This is a genomic window from Mesorhizobium erdmanii USDA 3471, from assembly GCF_000472705.1.
GTDB lineage: Bacteria > Pseudomonadota > Alphaproteobacteria > Rhizobiales > Rhizobiaceae > Mesorhizobium > Mesorhizobium erdmanii.
The window spans coordinates 241,920-264,202 of sequence record NZ_KI421455.1 but is presented as its reverse complement, the minus strand read 5'-3'; the positions used below and the strand labels follow the sequence as shown (position 1 = coordinate 264,202).

Sequence of the window (22,283 nt, the reverse complement as noted above, 5' to 3'; positions counted from 1 at the left end):
GCGATGCCGATGATCCCCTCCTTCTCATCCCATGAAAGACGCTCTTCCCGCGCAATCCTGTTTGCGGCCGCGGCCCTCGCGGCTGTCTCCGTTTCCGGCAATGGTGCATATGGCGAGGATGTTGTTCGCCAGGTTCTCCCTGGAGCGCAGCCCGCGGCGGCGCCACAGCAACTGACGCGGGAGAAGGCGCCCGACCAGAGCGAGATCGAGCGCTTCTGCTCCAACATCGCCGACGCCGCTCGCGACCGCCGTTATGCCTTGCAGGCCGAGGAATTGAAGAAGCTGCAGGCCGGCATCGACGAGCGTATGAAAGCCCTGGACGCGAAAAAGGCCGAATACGAGACCTGGCTGAAGCGGCGTGAAGTCTTCCTGGCCCGAGCCGAGGACGGCGTCGTCAATATCTACGCCGGCATGAAGCCCGATGCGGCGGCCGAACGCCTGGCAATCGTCAACGCCGATCTGGCTGCTGCCATCCTGATGAAACTCGATCCACGCAAGGCCAGCGTCATTCTCAACGAAATGGACCAGAAGGCGGCGGCGACGCTCACCGGCATCATGGCCAGCGCAGCCCGAAGGGTAGATCCGTCATGATCCGCAAAATGCTCATCCTGTGCGCGGTGGCGGTCCTGACCGGCTGCGGCACCAACCTCAAGGAGGTCGGCAAGGAACCGTCGCTGTCTCCGGTGGGCTCGGGCATCGACGGCGGCAACACCGGATCCCTCTACAAATACCCCCAGACGCCGCGCGCACCGGTCAAGAAATTCTCGCTGTGGGACGACCGCCAGAGCCGGTTGTTCACCGACCCGCGGGCGCTGCAGCAGGGCGACATACTGACCGTCAAGATCAGTATCAACGACCGCGCCAACTTCAAGAACCAGAATGACAGAAGCCGAACCGCCAATCGCAAGCTCGGCTACGACATCAGCGCGCAGTGGGACAAGTTGAGCACCGCGGGCAAGGGTTCCGGAGCGCTCAGCTCGGGTACCGACACAACCGCGGACGGCGAGATCAAGCGATCGGAAACGCTGGAGCTCAACGTCGCCGCCATCGTCACCGACGTCCTGCCCAACGGCAATCTGATGATCACGGGATCGCAGGAAGTGCGCGTCAACGCCGAGCTCAGGGTACTGACCATAGCCGGCATCGTGCGCCCGGCCGATATCGGCGCGGAAAACACGATCCCCTACGAACGCATCGCCGAGGCGCGCATCTCCTATGGCGGGCGCGGCCGCATCACCGAGATCCAGCAGCCGGCCTATGGGCAGCAGGTTCTCGACCAGGTTCTTCCGTTCTAGGGATTGGAGACCAAAAGCACCGTGGCCAATGCCGAACAGATCCAGCCTCGCAAAGGCCCTTCCCTTATCGTCCAGGGCGCCATGCTGCTGGTGGTGACGGCGGCCGCCATCGGCATGGGCTGGATGTCCGGCGGCTATCTCAAAGGTGTCGCAGCGCCCTCGTCGGTGCCGGCGGCACCTGAAAATGAGGGCAAGGCTACTCCGCCGGCCGCCGCGCAACAGCCCGGCACGGGGCCGACGCTCGTCGCGCTGGCGCCGATCACCACGAACATCGCATCCCCCGCCGACACCTGGATCAGGATGGAAGTATCCGTGGTCTACGACTCGCCGCAGCCACCGGCGATGTCGGAGGACATCCAACAGGACCTTCTGGCCTTCGTTCGCACGCTGAAGATGCATCAGGTCGAGGGCGCCAGCGGTTACCAACACCTGAAAGCCGATCTCGAGGAACGCGCCTCGATCCGCAGCCAGGGGCACGCCAAACAGGTTCTCATCAGGACATTGCTGCTCGAATGAAGAAGCTCCTTCTCGCCGCGGCGCTGATCGGCGCCGCCACCTCCGTCGCGGCGGCGCAGCAGCTGGACCTGGGCGGCATCGGCAAGGCCGACGGCGCCACCGTCGGCTATATCATCCAGATGTTCGGCCTGCTGACCGTGTTGTCGGTGGCGCCGGGCCTGCTTATCATGGTGACGAGTTTCACCCGTTTCGTCATCGCCTTCTCGATCCTGCGCGCCGGCATCGGCCTGCAGTCGACGCCGGCCAACCTCATCCTGATTTCCCTATCACTGTTCATGACCTTCTATGTCATGGCGCCGACCTTCGATCAGGCCTGGAACACCGGCGTCAAGCCGCTGATGGACAACCAGATCAGCCAGACGGAGGCCTTCGAGAAGATCTCTGATCCGTTCCGCACCTTTATGCTGCACAATGTGCGCGACAAGGACTTCGACCTTTTCGCCGATCTCGCCCGCGAGCGCGGCCAGGTCGTTGCCAAGGAGACGGTCGACCTGCGCATCCTGGTGCCGGCCTTCATGATCTCCGAGATCCGCCGCGGCTTCGAGATCGGTTTCCTGATCGTGCTGCCCTTCCTGGTCATCGACCTGATCGTCGCCACCATCACCATGGCGATGGGCATGATGATGCTGCCGCCCACCGTGGTGTCGTTGCCGTTCAAGATCCTGTTCTTTGTCCTGATCGACGGCTGGAACCTGCTCGTCGGCAGCCTGGTGCGCTCCTTCACCTGACTTTGCCGTTTCGGCCCGACGTTTCGACTGCCCGGAACAAACCGGGCGGTGCGCGGGACGTCGTCGAATCTTTCTCCAATTATTTTCGATTAACCCTCAGGTTTAGTCCTTTGGTAGGAACTCGCCGCCATAGTCGCTCGCAGATGGCGGGTGATCTCTTTCGACGATCATGGGCATGATGCCGCTCCGTCATACCGGGAAAGCCGGTATGTCAAAAAAACACCTGTAAAACCAAGGTAAGAGTAGCCATGTCCAGTATCATGACGAACAGCGCCGCGTTGACCGCGCTGCAGAGCCTTAACGCTACCCAGAACAACCTCGCCACCACCCAAGCCCGCATCTCGACGGGCTATCGCGTTTCCCAGGCTTCGGACAACGCCGCCTACTGGTCGATCGCGACCACGATGCGTTCCGACAACCAGGCCATGTCCACCGTTTCGGACTCGCTCGGCCTCGGCGCCTCGAAGGTGGACACCGCCTACACCGGCATGAACAGCGCGATCACCACCATCAACTCGATCCAGCAGAAGCTGACCGCTTCCTACGGTCAGACCGACGCCTCCAAGGAAAAGACCCAGGTCGAAATCGCTGCCCTGCAGGCACAGCTGAAGGGTTACGCCGACTCCGCCACCTTCTCCGGCACCAACATGCTTTCGGTGTCCACCGCTTCGGGCACCGCTGCCGACGTTCAGATCGTTTCGGCCTTCAACCGCAGCGCCACCGGCGCGGTTTCGCTTTCGACGATCAATGTCAACGTAGAAAGCATCAAGCTCTATGACTCCGGTGCGGCGCCGACCGCGAAGGGCATCCTCGATGCGGCTCGCCTCGGCACCACTGGCGCTACGACCACCACTGCACAGAACCCGACACTGGGTGCCGCTCCGGCAGCCGGCGATACCTATTCGGTTGCCAGCCTGTCCATCTCTACGGGCGGCGTGGCCGCGAGCGACGCCCAGATCTCGCAGATGATGACCGTCGTCGACGCCGCTCTCAAGGACATGACGACCGCGGCCACCAAGCTCGGCGCCGCCAAGAGCTCCATCGACCTGCAGAAGACCTTCACGCAGAGCCTGATGGACTCCATCGACCGCGGCGTCGGCCAGCTCGTCGATGCCGACATGAACAAGGAATCGACCCGCCTCCAGGCGCTGCAGGTCCAGCAGTCGCTCGGCGTCCAGGCGCTGTCGATCGCAAACGGCTCGTCGCAGTCGATCCTGTCGCTCTTCCGCGGCTGATCATTCTCGAACGGCTAAATCAGACAAAAGGGCCGCGCCAAAAGCGCGGCCCTTTTTGCGTTTGCTCCAGTCCCGCGCAACCCTCGTTTCTTACCCCTTGAAAGCAGGCCTTTAACAGGCCGTTAACCATAACGAGCTAGTCATGGTTAACCAAAAGCTTACAACGGATTGACGAATCGGCCCGATCGGCACGACGGCAATCCATGGGCGGGCGAGCGGCTCGCGAGGGCAACGCCGGTTTTTGAGAAACCGGCCCGAAAAAAGGAGCGAGTTTCTTGTCGAGCATCATGACGAACGCCGCGGCGTTGACTGCACTTCAAAGTCTCAACGCCACCAGCAAATCGCTCGAGATGACACAGGCCCGGATCTCGACCGGCTACCGGGTCTCCCAGGCCTCGGACAACGCCGCCTATTGGTCGATCGCCACGACGATGCGCTCCGACAACCAGGCACTGTCGACCGTGCAGGACGCACTTGGCCTCGGCGCCTCGAAAGTCGATACCGCCTACACCGGTATGAACAACGTGCTGGCGACTGTCGGCCAGATCAAGACCAAGCTGCTTTCCACCATTGGCCAGACCGATGCCGCCAAGGCAAAGACTCAGACCGAAATCACCGCGCTCCAGGCGCAAATGAAGTCCTTTGCCGATGCCGCCACCTTTTCGGGGTCGAATTACCTTTCGGTGACTTCAACGCAGGTCGCCGCCCCCAATGACGGCGTCCAGGCCGACTCCAAGATCGTCTCGTCCTTCAACCGCTCCTCGTCGGGCGCCATTTCGCTTGGAACGATCGACATCGATGTCGAGAGCACGAAGCTGTTCGATTCGGGTCTCTCCACCGCCGTCAAGAACCAGGGCACTCTCGACCGCCAGACCTCGGTCTATTCCACAGCGGCCGCCCAGAGCCTGTATGACAACGCCTATGCGACCGCGCTCGCCGGCGGCGCCACAGACATCGCCGCCAACACTGCCGGCCAGACCGCCGCAGGAGCGGTTACCAAGGTCGACAACGTTTCCGCTTACAACGTCGACATCACGGCAGCCGGCGTGACCGACGACATCATCACCCAGATGATCGGCAAGATCGACAAGGTCATGAGCCAGCTGACCGACCAGGCCACCATCCTCGGCGCCGCCAAGAGCTCGATCGATCTGCAGAAAACCTTCACGCAGAGCCTGATGGACTCCATCGACCGCGGCGTCGGCCAGCTCGTCGATGCCGACATGAACAAGGAATCGACCCGCCTCCAGGCGCTGCAGGTGCAGCAGCAGCTCGGCATCCAGTCGCTGTCGATCGCCAACAGCTCATCGCAGTCGATCCTGTCGCTGTTCAAGAACGGCTGATCCGGCCGTAGCCGAGGAATACATCTACTTCCAATTCACGGGCCGCGCCGCAAGCGCGGCCCGATTTCATTTTCGCACAAGCTTCGGGGGCTAGTGTTCCGGCGGACAATCATGCTGGGAGTCGCTCTATCGTGCCGGAACAGATCCAGAGCATCATCTCGAACCTCCGCGGTTTTGGTGTGAAGCGCCTCGCCATGTTGGCGGGCATCGCCGTTCTGGTGATGGGCGTCATCGGCATCGCCTCGGTCTACCTCAACCGCCCGGCCTACGACACGCTCTATGTCGGCCTCGACCGTTCCGACGTCAACCAGATCGGCCTGGTGTTGGGCGAGGCCGGCATCGGCTTCGACGTCGGCGCCGACGGCACCTCCGTTCTGGTGCCGGCCGGCACCACGGCGCAGGCGCGCATGCTGCTTGCGGAGAAGGGCCTGCCGACCAGCGCCAATGCCGGCTACGAGCTGTTCGACAATGTCGGCGCGATGGGTCTCACCTCGTTCATGCAGCAGATTACCCGCGTGCGTGCGCTCGAAGGCGAGATCGCCCGCACCATCCAATCCATTTCAGGCATCAAGGCGGCGCGCGTCCACATCGTCATGTCCGAGCGCGCCAACTTCCGTCGCGATGAACAGCAGCCCTCGGCGTCGGTCGTCATCCGCTATGCCGGCATCGACGCCGAGAAAAGCGCACAGTCTATCCGCCATCTCGTCGCCGCCGCGGTCCCCGGCCTGTCGGCCGACAAGGTGACGGTGCTCGATTCCAACGGCAACCTGTTGGCCGCCGGCGATGATCCCTCCAACACGAGCGCCGCCCGCACGCTCGGCGTCGAGCAGACCGTGGAGGCGCAGATCGGCGACAACATCCGCCGCGCCCTCACCCCTTATCTCGGTCCGGACAATTTCCGCGCCAGCGTCAAGGCCGAGGTCAACACCGACACGCGTCAGACGGAAGAAACCATTTTCGATCCGAATTCCCGCGTCGAACGCTCGGTGCAGTCGGTGCGCGCCAATGAAAACAGCAACCAGAAGCAGGCCTCCACCCCGGCCAGCGTCGAGCAGAACCTGCCGGAGACCCAGGCGACCAGCACCGAGGGTCCGCAGACCTCTTCGGCGAACGACCGCAAGGAAGAGATCACTAACTACGAGATCAACTCCAAGAAGATCGCCACCGTCTCCAACGGCTACACCGTCACCAAGATGTCGATCGCGGTCGTCGTCAACCAGGATCGCCTGAAGACGATCCTGGGCAAGGACGCGACCCCGGAACAGATCGCCAAGCGCGTCGCCGATATCCAGAAGATGGTCAGCTCCGCCACCGGCCTCGACGACAAGCGTGGCGACGTCATCGACGTCTCGGCGGTCGAATTCATCGACGGGCTGGATGGCGAGGCGATCCCGCAGGCCGGAATGCTTGACTCCATCGGTCAGCATGCGGGCACGCTGATCAACGCCGGCGCTTTCATCGTCGTGGTGTTCCTGGTGGCCTTCTTCGGCCTGCGGCCGATGGCGGCGGCGCTGACGGCAAGGGCAACGCCCGCCTTGTCGGGCCCGAATTTCGATGAAGTCCAGCGTTCGCTGCCGACTCCGGAGACAGCCGCTTCCGCCGACGCGGGTGCCGCCATCGGCGCCCTGCCCGGCGCACGGCCAGGCACTACCCCGCTCGACGATCTTCGCCAGAAGATCAGGCCGGCGCCACAGGAGCGGCTTGCCCGCATGGTCGACCTCAATGAGGAGCGCACCGCGCAGATCCTGCGCAAATGGGCGGCCCAGGAAGTCGCGGCGTAAACCATGGCCTCCGCAGCCCTTTTCGATCTCCTCCCTGATTTCGGCACGCGCGCGCCGCGAGCCAGCCAGCCTCAGGCCGCATCCGAGCACAAACCGGAAGCATCCGCGCCGCAGGCCGACATCGGCACGCTGATCGCCGAGGCGGTCGCCCAGGCGGAGGCAACCTTGGCGGAACGGCTTGTCGCTGCCCATGACGCGGCGCTGGAGGCGGAACGCCGGGCGAACGCCGAGGAAGCAAGGGTTTTCCTCGAGAGCTTCGGCGGCGATATCGGCACGGCGGTCTCGCTGCGCATCGACGCCATGGAGACGCGCGTGACGGACCTCGTCACCGCCACGGTCGCCCGCATCATCGGCGGCGTTGTCAGCGACGATCTGCAGAAGCGCTCGCTTGAGGCGCTTGCCGGCGCGGTTCGCGAAGCCGTCGGCGATAGCGAAGCGGTGCGCGTCGCCGTCCGCGGGCCGCTGTCGCTGTTCGAAACCCTGAAGGCATCGCTTGGATCGCGCGCTGCAAATCTCGACTTCATCGAGGCGCCCGGCTTCGACCTGACGGTGACCATTGACGAGGCGGTGTTCGAGACCCGCATCGCCGAATGGTCGGCAACCCTTTCCGAGGTCTTGTCATGAGCGTCGCCGAGGCCGACCACGGCAGGCACGAGATCATCATCGTGCGGCATGCCCATGGTGATCACGACGAGGCACACCACGGTGGCGTGTGGAAGATCGCCTTCGCCGATTTCATGACCGCCATGATGTGCTTCTTCCTGGTCATGTGGCTGATCAACGCCGCCAATGAACAGACCAAGGCAGCCGTCGCCAGCTACTTCAACCCCGTCAAGCTGGTTGACCGAAATTCGAGCCGCAAGGGGCTGGAGGATCTCGGCGACGGGCCGAGCGCCATCGGCGTTACGGCCGAAAAACCGCAACAGACGAAAGCCAAACCCGGGCAGGGTGGCAGCGGTGACGCGGGCTCGTCCGACGCCAAGAAGGACAAGCAGCAGGCGCAACAAACCGACGATCACCTCTTCGCCGACCCTTACGCGGTGCTCTCGGAAATCGCCACCGACACCGGCGTCATGCAGAATGTCAGCCAGAAGGGCGACGGCGGCGCGCAAGCCGCCGGCCCGGCGACGGGGGCCTCGGGCGGCGCGTCCTACCGCGACCCCTTCGAGCCGGATTTCTGGTCGCAGCAGGTAGCCACGCCCGTCGCCGAAGCGAGCGCGCAGCGCCCCAAGATCGAGGGCGACCCGCTCAAGCCCGGCGACAAGGCCGCCGAGACGCAGGTGGCCAAGGTCAAGGCCGTGCCGCCCGCGCCGCCGATTGAAGACGCACCGCTCGAGCCGCTTGCGACGGATGGCAAGGAGGCCGCCAAGCCTATCGCCAAGGCCGATGCGACCAAGGCCAGCGATGCCGAGGCAAAGGATGGCAAAGTCGCCGATGCCAGGACGGCGGATGGAACCCAGGCGGATGGAACCATCGGCAAGCAAGAGACCGCAAAACCCGAGACCGCGGAAAAGGCGCCCACCGCCGCCGCGTTGAAGGCGGCTGCCGACGTCAAGCAGCAACTGGCTGATGCCTTCAAGCCCGGCGACAAACTGCATGACGGCGTCTCGGTCGAAGCCACCGACAAGGGTGTCGTCATCTCGATTACCGATCAGCTCGACTTCGGCATGTTCGAAGTCGGATCGGCGGTGCCGAGCCGCGAACTGGTGCTGGCGATGGAAAAGATCGGTCGCATCGTCAACAGCCAGAAAGGCACCATCAGCATCAACGGCCACACCGATGCGCGTCCCTTCCGCAGCGCCAGCTATGACAATTGGCGGCTGTCGACGGCGCGCGCGCATTCCGCCTACTACATGCTCGTGCGCGGCGGCGTCGACGAACGCCGCATCACCGAGGTTGCCGGCTTCGCCGACCGCCAGCCGAAGGATGCGGCCGACCCCATGTCGGCGGCCAACCGCCGTATCGAGATCTTGATGACGAGCGGCGGATGAGGGGGGCGGCCGTCACCAGCCGGCTGATGGGCCTGTTGCTGCTGGCAGTCGGATATCCGTCGGCCGGCTTCGCTCAGGACGCGTTGCAGCCTTACCAGCTGGTGCGCTCGCTGCAGCTCGTCCAAGACCGCATCGCCGCCGGCGATCACGCCGCGATGCCGATGCAGGCAAAGCTGCTCGAGATGACCGATGCACGCATGCGCGAGGCGGATGCGGAGGACTTCAAGGATCCCAAGAACTTTCGCGCGCTGCTGGTCTACGGCATGAGCGGCGGCAATCCATCCACCGTTGAGGCGGCGGTCTCTCGCGCCAACTCGCTGGATCCCCAAGAGCTCGCAATTGCCAAGGGCGTCATCAACTATCTGGTTGGCCGGCCCGCCGGCGCAATCGAGGTCTTGAAGCCAATCGATCCTATGACGCTGCCTGGCGACCTCGGGGCCTTTCTTGCCCTGGTCAAGGGATCGTTGATGGCGACGGACGACCCGGCGGCGGCGCTCACGCTGCTCGACGAGGCCAAGCTGCTCAGCCCAGGTACGCTGGTCGAGGAAGCGGCCTTGCGGCGCTCGGTCGGCATCGCCGTGACGCAGGGCGACGCGGCGCGTTTCGCGCTTGCCTCCACCCAATATGTCGAGCGCTATCTCTATTCGCCCTATGCCAGCCAGTTCGCCGATTCCTTTGTCTCCGGCGTCATCGCGCTGCACCTGTCGATCAGCCAGGACAAGCTCGCCGACATCACTTTGATGATGGATCCCGAGCGCGAGAAGGTGATTTATCTGCGCATCGCCCGCCGCGCCGCGATCGATGGCCTGAGTGACTTGTCGGCCTTCGCCTCGGCGCGGGCGGAAGATGGCCGCGACGGCAATACCAACCAGGGCGATCCGCGCGCCCTGCTCTATTCCAGCCTGTCCACGGTGACGTCGGGCACGATCGAGGACGTGCGCACCAAGCTCGCCAAGATCGACCGTGGCAAGCTGTCGGATGGCGACCGCGCCCTGCTCGACGCCGCCCAGGCGGTCGCCGGTGAGGTGGTGGCGCCGCCTGTTTCCCTTCCCGCCGCGAGCCCCGCGACCGTCGCACCGCGGTCCGGACCCGAAGCCGCCGCTACACAGGCGGCCGACGAGGCCGGCTTGCCGCCCGTCGAGGGTGCCGTCTCCGAACAGCCAGCGGTCGCGCCCTCCGGCGGCACGGCAGCCGCCGCGCCAAACGTGCCGGCGCCTTCGGCCAATTCGGCCGCGATTGTGCCGACATCGGCGCCGGCAACTTCCGCCGGTCCCGACGCCACCGACCCGACCGATGCCGCCATGATGAAAACCCGTCGACAGCTCGACCTGATCGACCAGATGCTTGGAGCCGCCCCGAAATGACCCCCAGCCTCGGCCCGGCCCTGTCGGGATTTGCCACTGCCCGCACGGCGGAGCAGCCGGCCGCGCCCGGCAAGAAGGATGATGCCGGTTTCGGCAAGATGGTGCATGGCGGCGCCAGCCACCCGGAAAAGCAGCCCGCGACCGAGGCCGGCGCACGCGATCCGCGCTGGAGCAAGCTTGCCGCCGGCCTTGCGGCGCAGGCAGGCGAGGACGAACCGATGCCGCCGAGCAATGCGAGGGCTACGCCGGCCGGATCGACGGCCGCGAAATCCATGAAGGACGGCAAGGATGTCCGAGCGGACAAGGACGCCGATGCCGAGACACCGACGACCGATGCCGGCGCAACGCCGCTCGACGACCACCTGCCCTTGCTGATGGCGTTTCATGACCTGCGCCATTTCTCGACATCGGCCAAGTCAGCCGGCGCAAACGAGACCGGACAGGAACCGGCGCTCGACGGGCAGGTCCTGCCGAAGGCCTATCGTGCGGCATCCGCCGCCGGGCAGGACGACCTCGAACCGATGTCGAAGCCCGAGCGGGTCTCGCTCGTCGACGGTCCGCTGACGAAACTCGACGGCCACTCCGCCGCCGGTGCTGGCGCCGGCGTGCCCCGGCGTGACAATGCAATCGTTGCCGGCCCGCTGCCCGAGCCGGCGCCGGCCGACGTGCCGGACCTGGGGGCGAAGCAGGCGGCGCCGCAGCTCCAGTCCATCGCCGACGTCCAGTCCTCGTTGCGGTCGGAACCGGGAAAACAGCCCTCGGCGCAGTCGCGCGTCGACGTAGTTTCCGAACGCAGCTTCCCTGCCCCGCCGCAGGCGCCGATCAGCCAGGCAGCGCTCAACGTAATCAATGCCGTAGCGGCCGATGTTAGCCCGCGGCAGGCGTTTTCGGCGGCCTCCGCGACCAGCCAGGTGGCTAGCTCTGTTGCCGTTCCGACACATGTGTTGAAGATCGAACTTCACCCGGCCGAACTGGGCATGGTCACCGCCCATCTTCGCCTCTCCGGAGAACAACTCTCGATTGAACTGAAGCCCGAAACGCACGACGCCTACCGTCGGCTTTCCAGCGACAGCGAGGCAATCATCAAGTCGCTGCGCGGGCTTGGTTTCGAGGTTGATAAGGTCACCATCATGCAACCGTCGGTGGCTGTTCCGGCTACAACCCGGACAGATACAACCGCCACCCTCACCACCGCACCTGGCCGCGACCAGTCCGCCTTTCAGCCCGGAAACTCCAGCGGCGGCAACAGTGGGGCCAGCGGTCAGCAACCGGGCCAGCAGTCCGCAAGGGGTAACCATGATGACGCGCAAGCACACGGCCGCGCCGCTCCGCCATCTCGCGAGCGCGCTGGCGGCGATATGTTTATCTAGCTTCGCCAACGCCGCCCTCGCCGCCACCAATCCCTGCGAGCCCGAGATCCTGCGCGCCGCCGACCGCTATGGCGTGCCCGCCGGCATTCTCTACGCCGTCGGCCTGACCGAAACTGGCAAGAAAGGCAGCCTACAGCCCAATGCGTTGAATATAGAAGGAAAAGCGGTCTTCCCGAGGAGCCGCGCCGAAGCGCTTGCCACCTTCGCCAATGCCCAACGCGAGGGCAAGACGCTGATTGATCTCGGCTGCATGCAGATCAACCACCACTATCATTCCTCGCATTTCCGCAGCGTCGAGGACATGCTCGACCCGCGCCAGAACGTCGACTATGCGGCGCGTTTCCTGGCCAGTCTCCACGCCCGCCACGAAACCTGGTCGATGGCCGTCGCCCGCTATCACGCCGGCCCTGACAACGACCCGGCGCAGAAGGTCTATGTCTGCCGGGTGATCGTCAACATGGTTGCCACCGGCTTTGGCAAATGGACAGCCAATGCCCGCTCCTTCTGCAACCCGTAAGCGTATTTTCTGCTTCTAATACGCCAAGTGCACTACTTCTGGCGCGAGGTTTAACTAGCCCACAACTTCCCTCACCGGGCATATCTGGCTGCACGCTAATGCAACCGACGCGATTCCAGACTCCCAAGAAACTAGTTACAAGAAATGACGGTTGTTCAGGATTCTCGCCAGCGGTTACGCCTTTCCCCACGGGGCAGATGTGCTGATTCGGAAGGCGGGGCCGATGATCGTGATCGTTGACGAGCGAGAGCTCGTAACTGAGGGATACAATTCACTTTTTGATCGTGAGGGCGTCGCCTGCGCGGGCTTCGCGCCCGGCGAATTCGGCGAGTGGGTGAACTCGGCCGCCGACACCGACCTGCGTTCGGTGAGGGCCTTCCTGATCGGCGACTGCCGCGACGGCGCCATCTCTCCGCGCCAGATCCGCGACCGCACCGGCGCTCCGGTCATTGCGCTGAGCGAACAGCATTCCCTGGAGAACACGCTGCGGTTGTTCGAAAGTGGCGTCGACGATGTCATCCGCAAGCCCGTTCACATCAGGGAGATCCTGGCCCGCATCACCGCCATCCGCCGTCGCGCCCATGAGGATGTCGCCTACACCGAGATCGGCGCCATGCGCATCTTCATGGACGGCCGCGACCCCGAGATCGACGGCCAGCCATTGCCCTTGCCGCGTCGCGAACGCCGCATCCTCGAATATCTGGCGAGCAACCGTGGTCGCCGCGTCACCAAGACCCAGGTCTTCAACGCGATTTACGGCATCTTCGACGAAGAGGTCGAGGAAAACGTGGTCGAAAGCCACATCAGCAAATTGCGCAAGAAGCTGCGCGAGAAGCTGGGCACCGACCCGATCGATTCCAAACGTTTCCTCGGCTACCGGCTGGTGTTCTGATGCCGCGCCGCGCCAGCCTCGCGCAAGACAGGACGCGTAGCCTCGCTGCCAGTGGCATGGATATTGCGGAGACATCTCGATGAGCCTCTACGGAATGATGCGGACCGGCGTTTCCGGCATGAACGCCCAGGCAAACCGCCTCTCGACGACAGCCGACAACATCGCCAACTCCGATACCACCGGCTACAAGCGGTCCTCCGCCGAATTCTCGACGCTGATCATGCCGTCGACGGGCGGCGCCTACAATTCCGGCGGCGTCACCACGACGATCCGGCAGGCGGTAAGCGATCCCGGCGTGCTGCAGTACACCACCTCGGTGTCCGATCTCGCCGTCAGCGGTGATGGTTTCTTCGTCGTCCAGGACCCGAGCGGCACGCCATTCCTGACCCGCGCCGGCGCCTTCGTTCCGGACGCCCAGGGCAGGCTCGTCAACGCCGCCGGCTTCCAGTTGATGGCCTACAGCTACGCCAACGGCGTGCCGGCGGCGACCGTGAACGGCTTCGAAGGCCTGGAGCCCGTCGTCATCGCCGACCAGGGACTAACCGCAACGCCGAGCACCGAGGGTACCTACAGCGGCAATCTGCCGGCAGGCGCCACGCCGGTCGTCGCCGCCAACCTGCCCTCCACCAACTCGGCAGGCGCGCAATACACCTCGAAATCCTCGATGGTCGCCTACGACAATCTCGGTAACAAGAAACTGCTCGACGTCTATTTCACCAACACCGGAACCGGCACATGGGAAGTGTCGGTCTTCGATCAGTCCAAGGCGACCGCCGGAACATCGTTCCCCTACACGGGCGGTGCGTTGGGCACGGCCAACCTGACCTTCGACACCACCACCGGCAAGCTCACCGGCGCCGTCGACAGCGTCTCGCTTACCGTGCCCGGCGGCAGTGCCTTTTCGCTCGATCTGTCGACGCTGACGCAGCTGGGCGCTGGGTTCACGGTTTCCGACGCCCAGGTCAACGGCAACGCGCCCAGTACCATCGACAAGATCCAGATCAGCAAGGACGGCACCATCTACGCCCAGTACAAGGATGGTTCGACCAAGCCGCTCTACAAGATTCCGCTGGCCGACGTGCAGAGCCCCGACCAGCTCAAGGCGCTGCCCGGCAACGTCTACGCGCAAGGCACCGAGTCGGGCGCGATCCGTGTCGGCTTTGCCAATGAAGGCAGGGCCGGCTCGATCATCTCGGGCGCGCTTGAGAATTCCAACGTCGATATCGCCGAGGAATTGACCGACATGATCGCGGCGCAGCGCAGCTACACCGCCAATTCGAAAGTCTTCCAGACCGGTTCCGACCTGATGGACGTCCTTGTCAACCTGAAGAGATAAACCGGGCGTGGCCCGTGAAAGACCAGCATGTCGTTATCTTCCGCATTGAGCATCGCCCAATCGGCGCTTATGAGTACCTCGCGCCAGACCAGCGTTGTCACGCGCAACGTCTCGGACGCTTCCAATCCGGATTATACCCGCCGCATCGCCGTCGTCACCAGCACGGCGCCCGGCGCGCGTTCGGTTGATATCCAGCGCGCAACCAACGACCTGCTGTTCCGGCAGAATCTCAGCGCCTTGTCGGCCTATAGTGGCCAGAACGCGCTCTACAGCGGCATGGATCAGTTGGACGTGTCGGTCAATGGCGTCGACAACGCCTCCTCGCCCTCGACCGCCATCGCCAATCTGCAGCAGGCGCTGCAGCTCTACGCCACCTCGCCGTCCAACCAGAATCTCGGCTCGAGCGTCATCGACGCGGCCAAGCAGGTCGTTCGCTCCCTGAATGAAGGCTCCCAGGCCATTCAGGATTTCCGTACGCAGACCGATGGCCAAATCGACACGGCGGTGAAGGACCTCAACTCGCTGCTCGGCCAGTTCCAGGATGCCAACCAGGCGGTTATTTCCGGAACCCGCTCCGGGTCGGATGTTTCCGACGCGCTCGACCAGCGCGACGCGCTGCTGAAGAAGATCGCGGACTATGTCCCGATATCGACCTTCACACGCGGCGACAATGACATGGTCATCACCACCGGCGATGGCACCACTTTGTTCGAGACGATCCCGCGCTCGGTGAGCTTCACGCCATCGGCCGGCTACGCCGCCGGGGCCGCCGGCAACACCGTCTATATCGACAACGTGCCGGTCTCGGCGGGAAGCGGCGGCAACACCAGCGCCAATGGCAAGCTCGCCGGCTTGCTGCAGTTGCGCGACGGCGTCGCCTCGACCATGCAAGGCCAGCTCGACGAGACCGCGCGCGGCCTGATCACTGCCTTTGCCGAGACCGCGCCTTCGATGCCCAACGCCGCCGGCCTGTTCACCTGGTCCGGCGCGCCGGCGGTGCCGGCCGCGGGCACGTTGGTCAATGGCCTGGCCGGCACGATCAGTATCAATGCGGCGATGGATCCGAGCGCGGGTGGCAATGCGACATTGTTGCGCGACGGCGGCGCCAACGGTGCTGCCTATGTCGCCAACACCAGTGGCGGCGCTTCCTATTCCAGCCTTCTGGTTGCCTATGGCGACCGGCTCGACCAGCCGATGACGTTCGACCCCGCGGCCGGCATTTCAGCTACCTCCAGCGTTTCCAACTACGCTGCCAACTCGATCGGCTGGCTCCAGGGCATGCGCCAGCAGGCTTCGACCGCCGCCGACGCCAAGGAGGCGCTGGCGCAGCGCAGTTCCGAGGCGCTGTCCAACGCGACCGGCGTCAATGTCGACCAGGAAATGTCGCTAATGCTCGACCTCGAACACACCTATCAGGCATCGGCCCGGATGATGAAGACCGTCGATGACATGATGACGGCCCTGTTGAACGCGGTGGGATAATCCATGACCTCAGTCTCCTCGGTCGCCCTCTCCAACGCCATGCGCTATCAGCAGATGCGCATGCAGGCCGACCTCGTCAAAGCCACGAAGGAATCCTCGACCGGCAGGGTCGCCGATGTCGGCCTGGCGCTGGGCGGACGCACCGCCCAGTCCGTCACCTTCCAGCGCGACCTCGACCGGCTGAACGTCATCGTCGATTCCAACGGGCTGGTGACCGCAAGGCTTGCGTCGACCCAGACCTCGCTCGGCCAGCTCTCGGGCGTGGCGCAGACCTTCCTCTCCAGCCTGACCACCGCGTCGTCGGGTGACAACTCCGACAGCCTGACCCAATCAACCGGCCAGACGACTATCCAGCAGCTTACCTCGATCCTCAACACCAGCGTCAACGGCGAATATCTGTTCGCTGGCACCAACACCGACGTCAAGCCGATCAATGATTTCACCGCCACCGGCTCACCGGCCAAGGCCGCCTTCGACGCTTCCTTCGTCGCCAAATTCGGCTTCACGTCCAGCGATCCGGCCGCGGCCAACATCACCACCGCCCAGATGGACGATTTCATCACCAACTATGTCACGCCGCAGTTCCTCGGCGCGGGTTGGCAGACAAACATGTCGAACGCCACCGACCAGCAGATCGTCAGCCGCATCGCGCTCAACGAAACCAGCGACACGTCGACCAGCGCCAACAGCGACGGCATCAAGAAGCTCGCAATGGCGTCCGCAATGGTTTCGAGCCTGATGTCCACCAACATCAGCCAGGCGGCGAAGGACAGCATCATCAGCCACTCGCAAACACTGGTCGGCGAGGCGCTGAGCGGCATCGCCCAGGCCCAGTCGGAGACCGGTATCGTGCAGAAGCGCGTCTCCGATGCCAGCGACCGCATGAAGACGCAGATCGACCTGTTCGAACGCCATATCCTCGATCTCGAAGCCGTCGACCCGGCCACGGCCGCCACCAAGGTCGCCGACCTAACGCAGCATATCGAGACGTCCTTCGCTTTGACAGCGCGCCTGCAGCAGCTCAGCCTGTTGAAATACCTGACCTGACAACTCGAGCGGAACGGTAGAGCCGACGATGTATCAATTTTCCTACGCCGACGTCCAAAGCACCTCCGTCTCGGACGCAAAGGAACGTGAGCGCGAGCTCCTGACCCGCTCGATCGACATGCTGTCGGCGGCCGCCGCGGCCGGTCAGGATTCGATGGAGGCGGTCGAGGCACTTCGATTCACCAACCGCGTCTGGACCGTCTTCGTCGAGGACCTCGGCTCCAGCGACAATGCGCTTCCCAAGGAGTTGCGCGCCAACCTGATTTCCATCGGCCTTTGGCTGCTGCGCGAGGCGGAGGACATCCGCCAGGGCCGCACCAACAATTTCGAAGGGCTGATCGAAGTGTCCCAGATCATCCGCGACGGCATTCAATGACCAACACGCTGAAGATATCGCTGAAGCCCAACGAGAAGATCTACATCAACGGCGCCGTGATCCGGGTCGACCGCAAGGTAACCATTGAACTGATGAACGACGTGCAGTTCCTGCTCGAAAGTCATGTGATCCAGGCCGACGATGCATCGACGCCGCTCAGGCAGCTGTATTTCATCGTGCAGGTCATGCTGATCAACCCGGTCGGCGCCGACGAGGCCCGCGAAATGTTCCGTCGCTCGCTGCCGCTGCTCATCGCAAGTTTCGAGGACGCCGAAATCTGCAGCGCGCTGAAGCAGATCGACCGCATGGTCGGCGAAGATCATATATACGAGGCATTGAAGGCGATACGTTCGCTCTATCCTCTCGAACGCCGCGCGCTTGGCGGCAATGACGATGTTCCGGGCGCGCCGCGCCCGCTGGCCGTGGGAGCACGCTACTAATGACCGTGGACATGACGACGACAATACCGGTTGGCGCCAACCAGACCAGCACGCAAACCTCGAAGACAGCGGTCGACTACAACTCGTTCCTGAAGCTTCTGATCGCCGAGATGAAGAACCAGGATCCGACCAAGCCGATGGATTCGACGCAGTATGTCGCCCAGCTCGCCACCTTCTCGCAGGTCGAGCAGTCGGTGCAGACCAACACCAAGCTCGACCAGATCATGCAGTCTTCGGCATTGTCGCAGGCCGACGCTCTGATAGGCCGCAACATCACCTCGGCCGACGGCAAGACCACCGGCACGGTGGCTTCGGTGACGCTCGGCAGCAACGGACTGATCGCGGTGCTGCAGGATGGCACCACGGTCCCCGTCGGCGCGGGCGTATCGATCAAGCCGGCGAGCTAGGCCAACCTCTGATATGAACGAGGCCGACGCACTCGACATCGTCCAGTACGCAGTGTGGACGGTCCTGACCGCGTCCGCTCCGGTCGTGCTGGTCGCCATGGCGGTCGGCATCGGCATCGCCCTCATCCAGGCGCTGACGCAGGTCCAGGAAATCACCTTGACCTTCGTGCCGAAGATCGTCGCCATCATGTTGGTGGTGGCGCTCACCGGACCATTCATCGGTGGCCAGATATCGGCCTTTACCAACGTCATCTTCGAGCGCATCCAGAACGGGTTCTGACGCAGCGGACGATGTGTGCGGCGATCTCCGTGCCGATGCGTCAGGATGGAACCACTGCTTGCGGGCAGCTGGGTTGCGGTTAGACTGCCATTGTATCATCCGGCACATCGCCGGGGCCGGATATCGCGGTATTTGTCTCAATGGCCTCTCATAAATCCCTGGATCAACACAGGCAGACCGGCGAACCATGTGCGGCATAGCCGGCGTCTGGCGCAAGCGGAACCCGATCGGCGGCGGCGATCTCACCGATGTCGGCCGCATGATGCAGGCACTGGCGCATCGCGGCCCCGACGACCATGCCAGCTGGAACGACAGCCGGCTGGCGCTCGGTCACCGGCGTCTGTCGATCATCGACCTCTCGACGCAGGCGCGCGAGCCGATGCTCACCGCCTGCGGCCAGGGCGTGCTGGTCTACAATGGCGAAGTCTACAACTACCGAGCCCTGCGCGCGACACTTGAAACCGAAGGCAGGCGCTTCAGGACGGTTTCGGATGCCGAAGTGGTGCTCGAAGCCTTACACCATTGGGGACCGGACAAGGCCATCCCGCTGTTCGACGGCATGTTCTCGCTCGCTTATTTCGACGCACGAGCGACCACGCTCTGGCTGGCGCGCGATCGCCTCGGCATCAAGCCGATGTCGGTGGCCGAGACGCCTGAGCGCATCCTCTTCGCCTCCGAGGACAAGGCGATCCTGGCCTGTGACGACGCCGGGCGCGCCATCGATGCGCGCGAGATCACCTTGCGTCTTGCCTGGCAGAGCCGCGACTCCAGCTCCAGCCTGTTCGAAGGCATAGAGCGGCTGCCACCGGCGGGCCTGTGGAAGATCACCGATGCCGGCATCGAGAAGCGCTGTTTCTGGCATGTCCTCGATGTGCTCGATGCGGCCCGCATTGCCGGCGACACCGCCACCGACGCCGAGCATATGGCATCGCTGGAAGCGCTGATCGAAGACAGCGTCGGGCTGCACTGCATTGCCGATACCAGGCTGGCCGCGGCCTGCAGCGGCGGCGTCGATTCCGGTCTCGTCACGACGCTGGCGAAGCGGTTCCGGCCGGAGATGACGGCCTATGTCGTCGATCCGCGCCTCGGCCACAGCGAAGCCGAGGACGCCGAACGCACCGCCCGTCATGCCGGCGTGCCGCTGAACAGGGTGGCCGTCGACAAGGACCGGTTCCTTGAACTCTGGCCAAGAACCATCTGGCATCTGGAAAGCGACGGCTGGCATGCAAGCCATGCCTGCTTGCTGGCGCTTGCCGAGCAGTGCCGCGCCGACGGCATCAAGGTGCTGTTTACCGGTGAAGGCGCCGACGAGCTCTTTGGCGGCTACGACTGGCAGGAAGCCAGCATGCGGCCGTGGCGACCTTGGTCATGGCCGCAGCGGCTGTTTCGCTCCAAGGCCCGGCTTGCCCGCCGGTTCGAGCGCCAGCGTCACGCCCCCTTTCGGACATCGGTCGCCGGTGGCCGTGGCTGGGACCGCAACATCGTGCTCAGGGCGCTGTCTCCGGAACTGAATTTCCTTCAGACGAAGATCTTCGACCGCCTCGAGCCGGTCGCATCACTCAGCGATCGCGCCTTCCTGGGATGCTGCCTTAACGACCTGTACGCGCATCTGCAGGACCTGTTGAACAGGCATGACCGGCTCAGCATGGCGGCTTCGGTGGAGCTCAGGGTGCCGTTCCTCGAAAACCGGCTGATCGACTTCGCGATCCACCTGCCGAGGCGGCACAAATACCGCCACAAGCAGGGAAAATGGCTGTTGAAGAAGGTCGCTGAAAAGCACATTCCGCTTCAGAACGTGAAGGCTCGCAAGAACGGCTTCCAGGTATCGAACAATTTCACCACGGGTACGGAAGGCCTGCTGCGGGCCGGCTTGCTGCGCGACGTCATGAAGTGGCCGGCGGCTTCGGTCGAGGACCTGACCGGCCTGGCAAGGCGAGACGAGCCGTCGCGGCTGCGGCTGGTCGGCATGGAGCTTTTCCTTCGCCTGCATGCCGACGGCCAGACCACCGGCCAGCTCACCGAAACACTGCGTGCGGCGGTCAGCGACGCGCGCTGAGACCAAGTCCCGCAGCGCCATTACCGGCGTGGCCCTCCTCTATCCCCTTGTTGGACCATGATCTTGCCCGCATGACATTCGCCCTTTGCGGCGTGATGCCATAGTTTCGGCAAACGATGCGGAGAAACCGCAGAAATCAGCACGCCGAGGCAGGAACCCATCGATGATTGACGAGAAACCGGACAGCGAAGGCGTTTCGGCGCTGGCGCCATTCCGGCATGGCATTTTCCGAGCTGTCTGGTCGGCAAGTCTCGTTTCCAATTTCGGTGGCCTGATCCAGGGCGTCGGTGCTGCCTGGATGATGACCACGATCGCCACCTCGTCCTATCAGGTCGCCCTGGTCCAGGCCTCGACCACCCTGCCGATCATGCTGTTCGCGCTTGTCGCCGGCGCCATCGCCGACAGCTTCGACCGGCGCAAGGTGATGCTGGTTGCGCAGACCTTCATGCTGGTCGTTTCGGTGCTTCTGACCGTATTCACCTACTATCACCTGCTCACGCCCTGGACGCTGCTGGCCTTCACCTTCCTGATCGACAGCGGCACGGCGCTCAACAGCCCGTCCTGGCAGGCATCCGTCGGCGACATGGTGCCCCGCAACAAGGTCCCGGCGGCCGTGGCATTGAACTCCATGGGCTTCAACCTGACGCGCAGCGTCGGCCCGGCGATCGGCGGCATCATCGTCGCGGCCGCCGGTGCCGCCGCCGCCTTCGCGGCGAACGCGGTGAGCTATATCGGCCTGATCATCGTGATGGCGCGCTGGAAGCCTGACATACCGGTATCGACCTTGCCGCGCGAGTCGCTGGGTGCCGCCATGGGGGCCGGCCTGCGCTATGTCGCCATGTCGCCCAACATCGGCAAGGTGCTGGTCAGGGGCGCGGCGTTCGGCTTCAGCGCCGGCGCCGTCCTGGCGCTGTTGCCGCTCGTCGCCCGCGACGTCGTCAAGGGTGATGCCTTGACCTACGGCATCATGCTCGGTTCGTTCGGCATCGGCGCCGTCGGCGGCGCGCTGATCAGCGTGCGGCTGCGGCAATTGCTCTCCAGCGAGACGATGGTGCGCTGTGCCTTCGCCGGCTTCGCCTTCTGCGCCTTCAACGCAGCGATCAGTCATCACGCCTGGCAGACCTCGCTTGGCCTGCTGGTCGGCGGCGCCTGCTGGGTGATCGCGCTGTCGCACTTCAACGTCACCGTGCAGATGGCGACGCCGCGCTGGGTGGTCGGCCGGGTGCTGTCGGTCTACCAGACCGCGACCTTCGGCGGCATCGCGCTCGGCAGCTGGATCTGGGGCGTCGTCGCCGACGCGCATGGCGCCGAGACCGCGCTGATCGCCGCCGCCATCGCCATGCTGGCCGGCGGCGCCATCGGCCTCGTGCTGCCACTGCCGCAGCAGCAGGTGCTCAACCTCGACCCGCTCAACCGTTTCAAGGAACCGCATCTCGCACTCGACCTGAAGCCGCGCAGCGGTCCCATCGCCATCATGATCGAGTACATCATCCGCCACGAGGACGAGGCGGAATTCCTCCTTACCATGGCCGAACGCGGCCGCATTCGCCGCCGTGACGGCGCCCGCAACTGGACGCTGGCGCGCGATCTCGAAAATCCCACAATATGGATCGAGCACTATCACACGCCGACCTGGCTCGAATATGTGCGCCACAATGGCCGCATCACCCACGCCGACGCCATGGTCGGCGAGCGCCTGCGGGCTTTGCACAGCGGCGACGAGCCGCCGCGCGTGCGCCGCGTCATCGAGCGTCCGACTACCGCCGGCACCGCGCTGGTGATGGCCAAGGGGCCGATCGAGCACTGATCCGGTGCAGTTGATACCGA

The 22,283-nt window shown here is 64.2% G+C and carries 22 protein-coding genes; all 22 read left to right on the top strand.

The window, feature by feature from the left end; translation table 11 throughout:
* Nucleotides 1-3 precede the first annotated feature (3 nt).
* The 22 genes from A3AU_RS0133995 (at nucleotide 4) to A3AU_RS0133890 (ending at nucleotide 22,263) form a co-directional block, all read left to right on the top strand.
* Nucleotides 4-591 carry a MotE family protein gene (locus A3AU_RS0133995; RefSeq protein ID WP_032918633.1) on the top strand — a complete coding sequence of 196 codons (588 nt, stop codon included), beginning with the start codon at nucleotides 4-6 and terminating at the stop codon, nucleotides 589-591.
* Nucleotides 588-1,295, top strand: a complete 708-nt coding sequence (gene flgH, locus A3AU_RS0133990) for a flagellar basal body L-ring protein FlgH (protein WP_027056830.1) — start codon at nucleotides 588-590, stop codon at nucleotides 1,293-1,295. The genes A3AU_RS0133995 and flgH overlap by 4 nt, the downstream gene beginning before the upstream one ends.
* 21 nt (nucleotides 1,296-1,316) lie before the next feature.
* The gene (locus A3AU_RS0133985) at nucleotides 1,317-1,811 is read left to right on the top strand and encodes a flagellar basal body-associated FliL family protein (RefSeq protein WP_027056829.1); all 495 of its coding nucleotides are present in this window, start codon (nucleotides 1,317-1,319) and stop codon (nucleotides 1,809-1,811) included.
* Complete coding sequence (gene fliP / locus A3AU_RS0133980) at nucleotides 1,808-2,539, top strand: flagellar type III secretion system pore protein FliP (RefSeq protein ID WP_027056828.1); 732 nt, start codon at nucleotides 1,808-1,810, stop codon at nucleotides 2,537-2,539. The genes A3AU_RS0133985 and fliP overlap by 4 nt, the downstream gene beginning before the upstream one ends.
* 248 nt (nucleotides 2,540-2,787) lie before the next feature.
* Nucleotides 2,788-3,774: a flagellin N-terminal helical domain-containing protein gene (locus tag A3AU_RS0133975; protein ID WP_027056827.1), complete on the top strand. Its 987-nt coding sequence runs from the start codon at nucleotides 2,788-2,790 to the stop codon at nucleotides 3,772-3,774.
* A gap of 275 nt (nucleotides 3,775-4,049) precedes the next feature.
* The gene (locus A3AU_RS0133970; RefSeq protein WP_027056826.1) at nucleotides 4,050-5,117 is read left to right on the top strand and encodes a flagellin N-terminal helical domain-containing protein; all 1,068 of its coding nucleotides are present in this window, start codon (nucleotides 4,050-4,052) and stop codon (nucleotides 5,115-5,117) included.
* A 131-nt stretch (nucleotides 5,118-5,248) separates the two neighbouring features.
* Nucleotides 5,249-6,898, top strand: a complete 1,650-nt coding sequence (gene fliF / locus A3AU_RS0133965; RefSeq protein WP_027056825.1) for a flagellar basal-body MS-ring/collar protein FliF — start codon at nucleotides 5,249-5,251, stop codon at nucleotides 6,896-6,898.
* Between the two features lie 3 nt (nucleotides 6,899-6,901).
* Complete coding sequence (locus tag A3AU_RS0133960) at nucleotides 6,902-7,522, top strand: hypothetical protein (RefSeq protein WP_027056824.1); 621 nt, start codon at nucleotides 6,902-6,904, stop codon at nucleotides 7,520-7,522.
* Nucleotides 7,519-8,889 (top strand): MotB family protein, encoded by a 1,371-nt coding sequence (locus A3AU_RS0133955; protein WP_027056823.1) that lies wholly within the window; start codon nucleotides 7,519-7,521, stop codon nucleotides 8,887-8,889. Before A3AU_RS0133960 ends, A3AU_RS0133955 begins: the two co-directional genes overlap by 4 nt.
* Nucleotides 8,886-10,253: a chemotaxis protein MotC gene (locus A3AU_RS0133950; protein WP_027056822.1), complete on the top strand. Its 1,368-nt coding sequence runs from the start codon at nucleotides 8,886-8,888 to the stop codon at nucleotides 10,251-10,253. Before A3AU_RS0133955 ends, A3AU_RS0133950 begins: the two co-directional genes overlap by 4 nt.
* Nucleotides 10,250-11,623 carry a flagellar hook-length control protein FliK gene (gene fliK / locus A3AU_RS0133945; protein WP_027056821.1) on the top strand — a complete coding sequence of 458 codons (1,374 nt, stop codon included), beginning with the start codon at nucleotides 10,250-10,252 and terminating at the stop codon, nucleotides 11,621-11,623. The genes A3AU_RS0133950 and fliK overlap by 4 nt, the downstream gene beginning before the upstream one ends.
* Entirely contained in the window at nucleotides 11,553-12,140 is a 588-nt protein-coding gene (locus A3AU_RS0133940; RefSeq protein WP_051355546.1) for a transglycosylase SLT domain-containing protein, read from the top strand. The genes fliK and A3AU_RS0133940 overlap by 71 nt, the downstream gene beginning before the upstream one ends.
* Before the next feature lie 223 nt (nucleotides 12,141-12,363).
* A complete protein-coding gene (locus A3AU_RS0133935; RefSeq protein ID WP_010911291.1) occupies nucleotides 12,364-13,032 on the top strand; it encodes a response regulator transcription factor in 669 nt (222 codons plus the stop codon).
* 79 nt (nucleotides 13,033-13,111) lie between these two features.
* Nucleotides 13,112-14,368 (top strand): flagellar hook protein FlgE, encoded by a 1,257-nt coding sequence (locus A3AU_RS0133930; protein ID WP_027056819.1) that lies wholly within the window; start codon nucleotides 13,112-13,114, stop codon nucleotides 14,366-14,368.
* A 27-nt stretch (nucleotides 14,369-14,395) separates the two neighbouring features.
* Complete coding sequence (gene flgK, locus A3AU_RS0133925) at nucleotides 14,396-15,850, top strand: flagellar hook-associated protein FlgK (protein ID WP_027056818.1); 1,455 nt, start codon at nucleotides 14,396-14,398, stop codon at nucleotides 15,848-15,850.
* A gap of 3 nt (nucleotides 15,851-15,853) precedes the next feature.
* Nucleotides 15,854-16,897, top strand: coding sequence for a flagellar hook-associated family protein (locus tag A3AU_RS0133920; RefSeq protein ID WP_027056817.1), 1,044 nt, complete (start codon nucleotides 15,854-15,856; stop codon nucleotides 16,895-16,897).
* Nucleotides 16,898-16,925: 28 nt separating this feature from the next.
* Complete coding sequence (gene flaF, locus A3AU_RS0133915; RefSeq protein WP_027056816.1) at nucleotides 16,926-17,273, top strand: flagellar biosynthesis regulator FlaF; 348 nt, start codon at nucleotides 16,926-16,928, stop codon at nucleotides 17,271-17,273.
* Nucleotides 17,270-17,713: a flagellar biosynthesis repressor FlbT gene (gene flbT / locus A3AU_RS0133910; protein ID WP_027056815.1), complete on the top strand. Its 444-nt coding sequence runs from the start codon at nucleotides 17,270-17,272 to the stop codon at nucleotides 17,711-17,713. Before flaF ends, flbT begins: the two co-directional genes overlap by 4 nt.
* The gene (gene flgD / locus A3AU_RS0133905) at nucleotides 17,713-18,120 is read left to right on the top strand and encodes a flagellar hook assembly protein FlgD (RefSeq protein ID WP_027030837.1); all 408 of its coding nucleotides are present in this window, start codon (nucleotides 17,713-17,715) and stop codon (nucleotides 18,118-18,120) included. Before flbT ends, flgD begins: the two co-directional genes overlap by 1 nt.
* Before the next feature lie 13 nt (nucleotides 18,121-18,133).
* Nucleotides 18,134-18,400 carry a flagellar biosynthesis protein FliQ gene (gene fliQ, locus A3AU_RS0133900; protein ID WP_013893193.1) on the top strand — a complete coding sequence of 89 codons (267 nt, stop codon included), beginning with the start codon at nucleotides 18,134-18,136 and terminating at the stop codon, nucleotides 18,398-18,400.
* A gap of 187 nt (nucleotides 18,401-18,587) precedes the next feature.
* Nucleotides 18,588-20,456, top strand: coding sequence for an asparagine synthase (glutamine-hydrolyzing) (gene asnB / locus A3AU_RS0133895; protein ID WP_027056814.1), 1,869 nt, complete (start codon nucleotides 18,588-18,590; stop codon nucleotides 20,454-20,456).
* 163 nt (nucleotides 20,457-20,619) lie between these two features.
* Nucleotides 20,620-22,263 (top strand): MFS transporter, encoded by a 1,644-nt coding sequence (locus tag A3AU_RS0133890; RefSeq protein WP_027056813.1) that lies wholly within the window; start codon nucleotides 20,620-20,622, stop codon nucleotides 22,261-22,263.
* The last annotated feature ends 20 nt before the right edge of the window (nucleotides 22,264-22,283 follow it).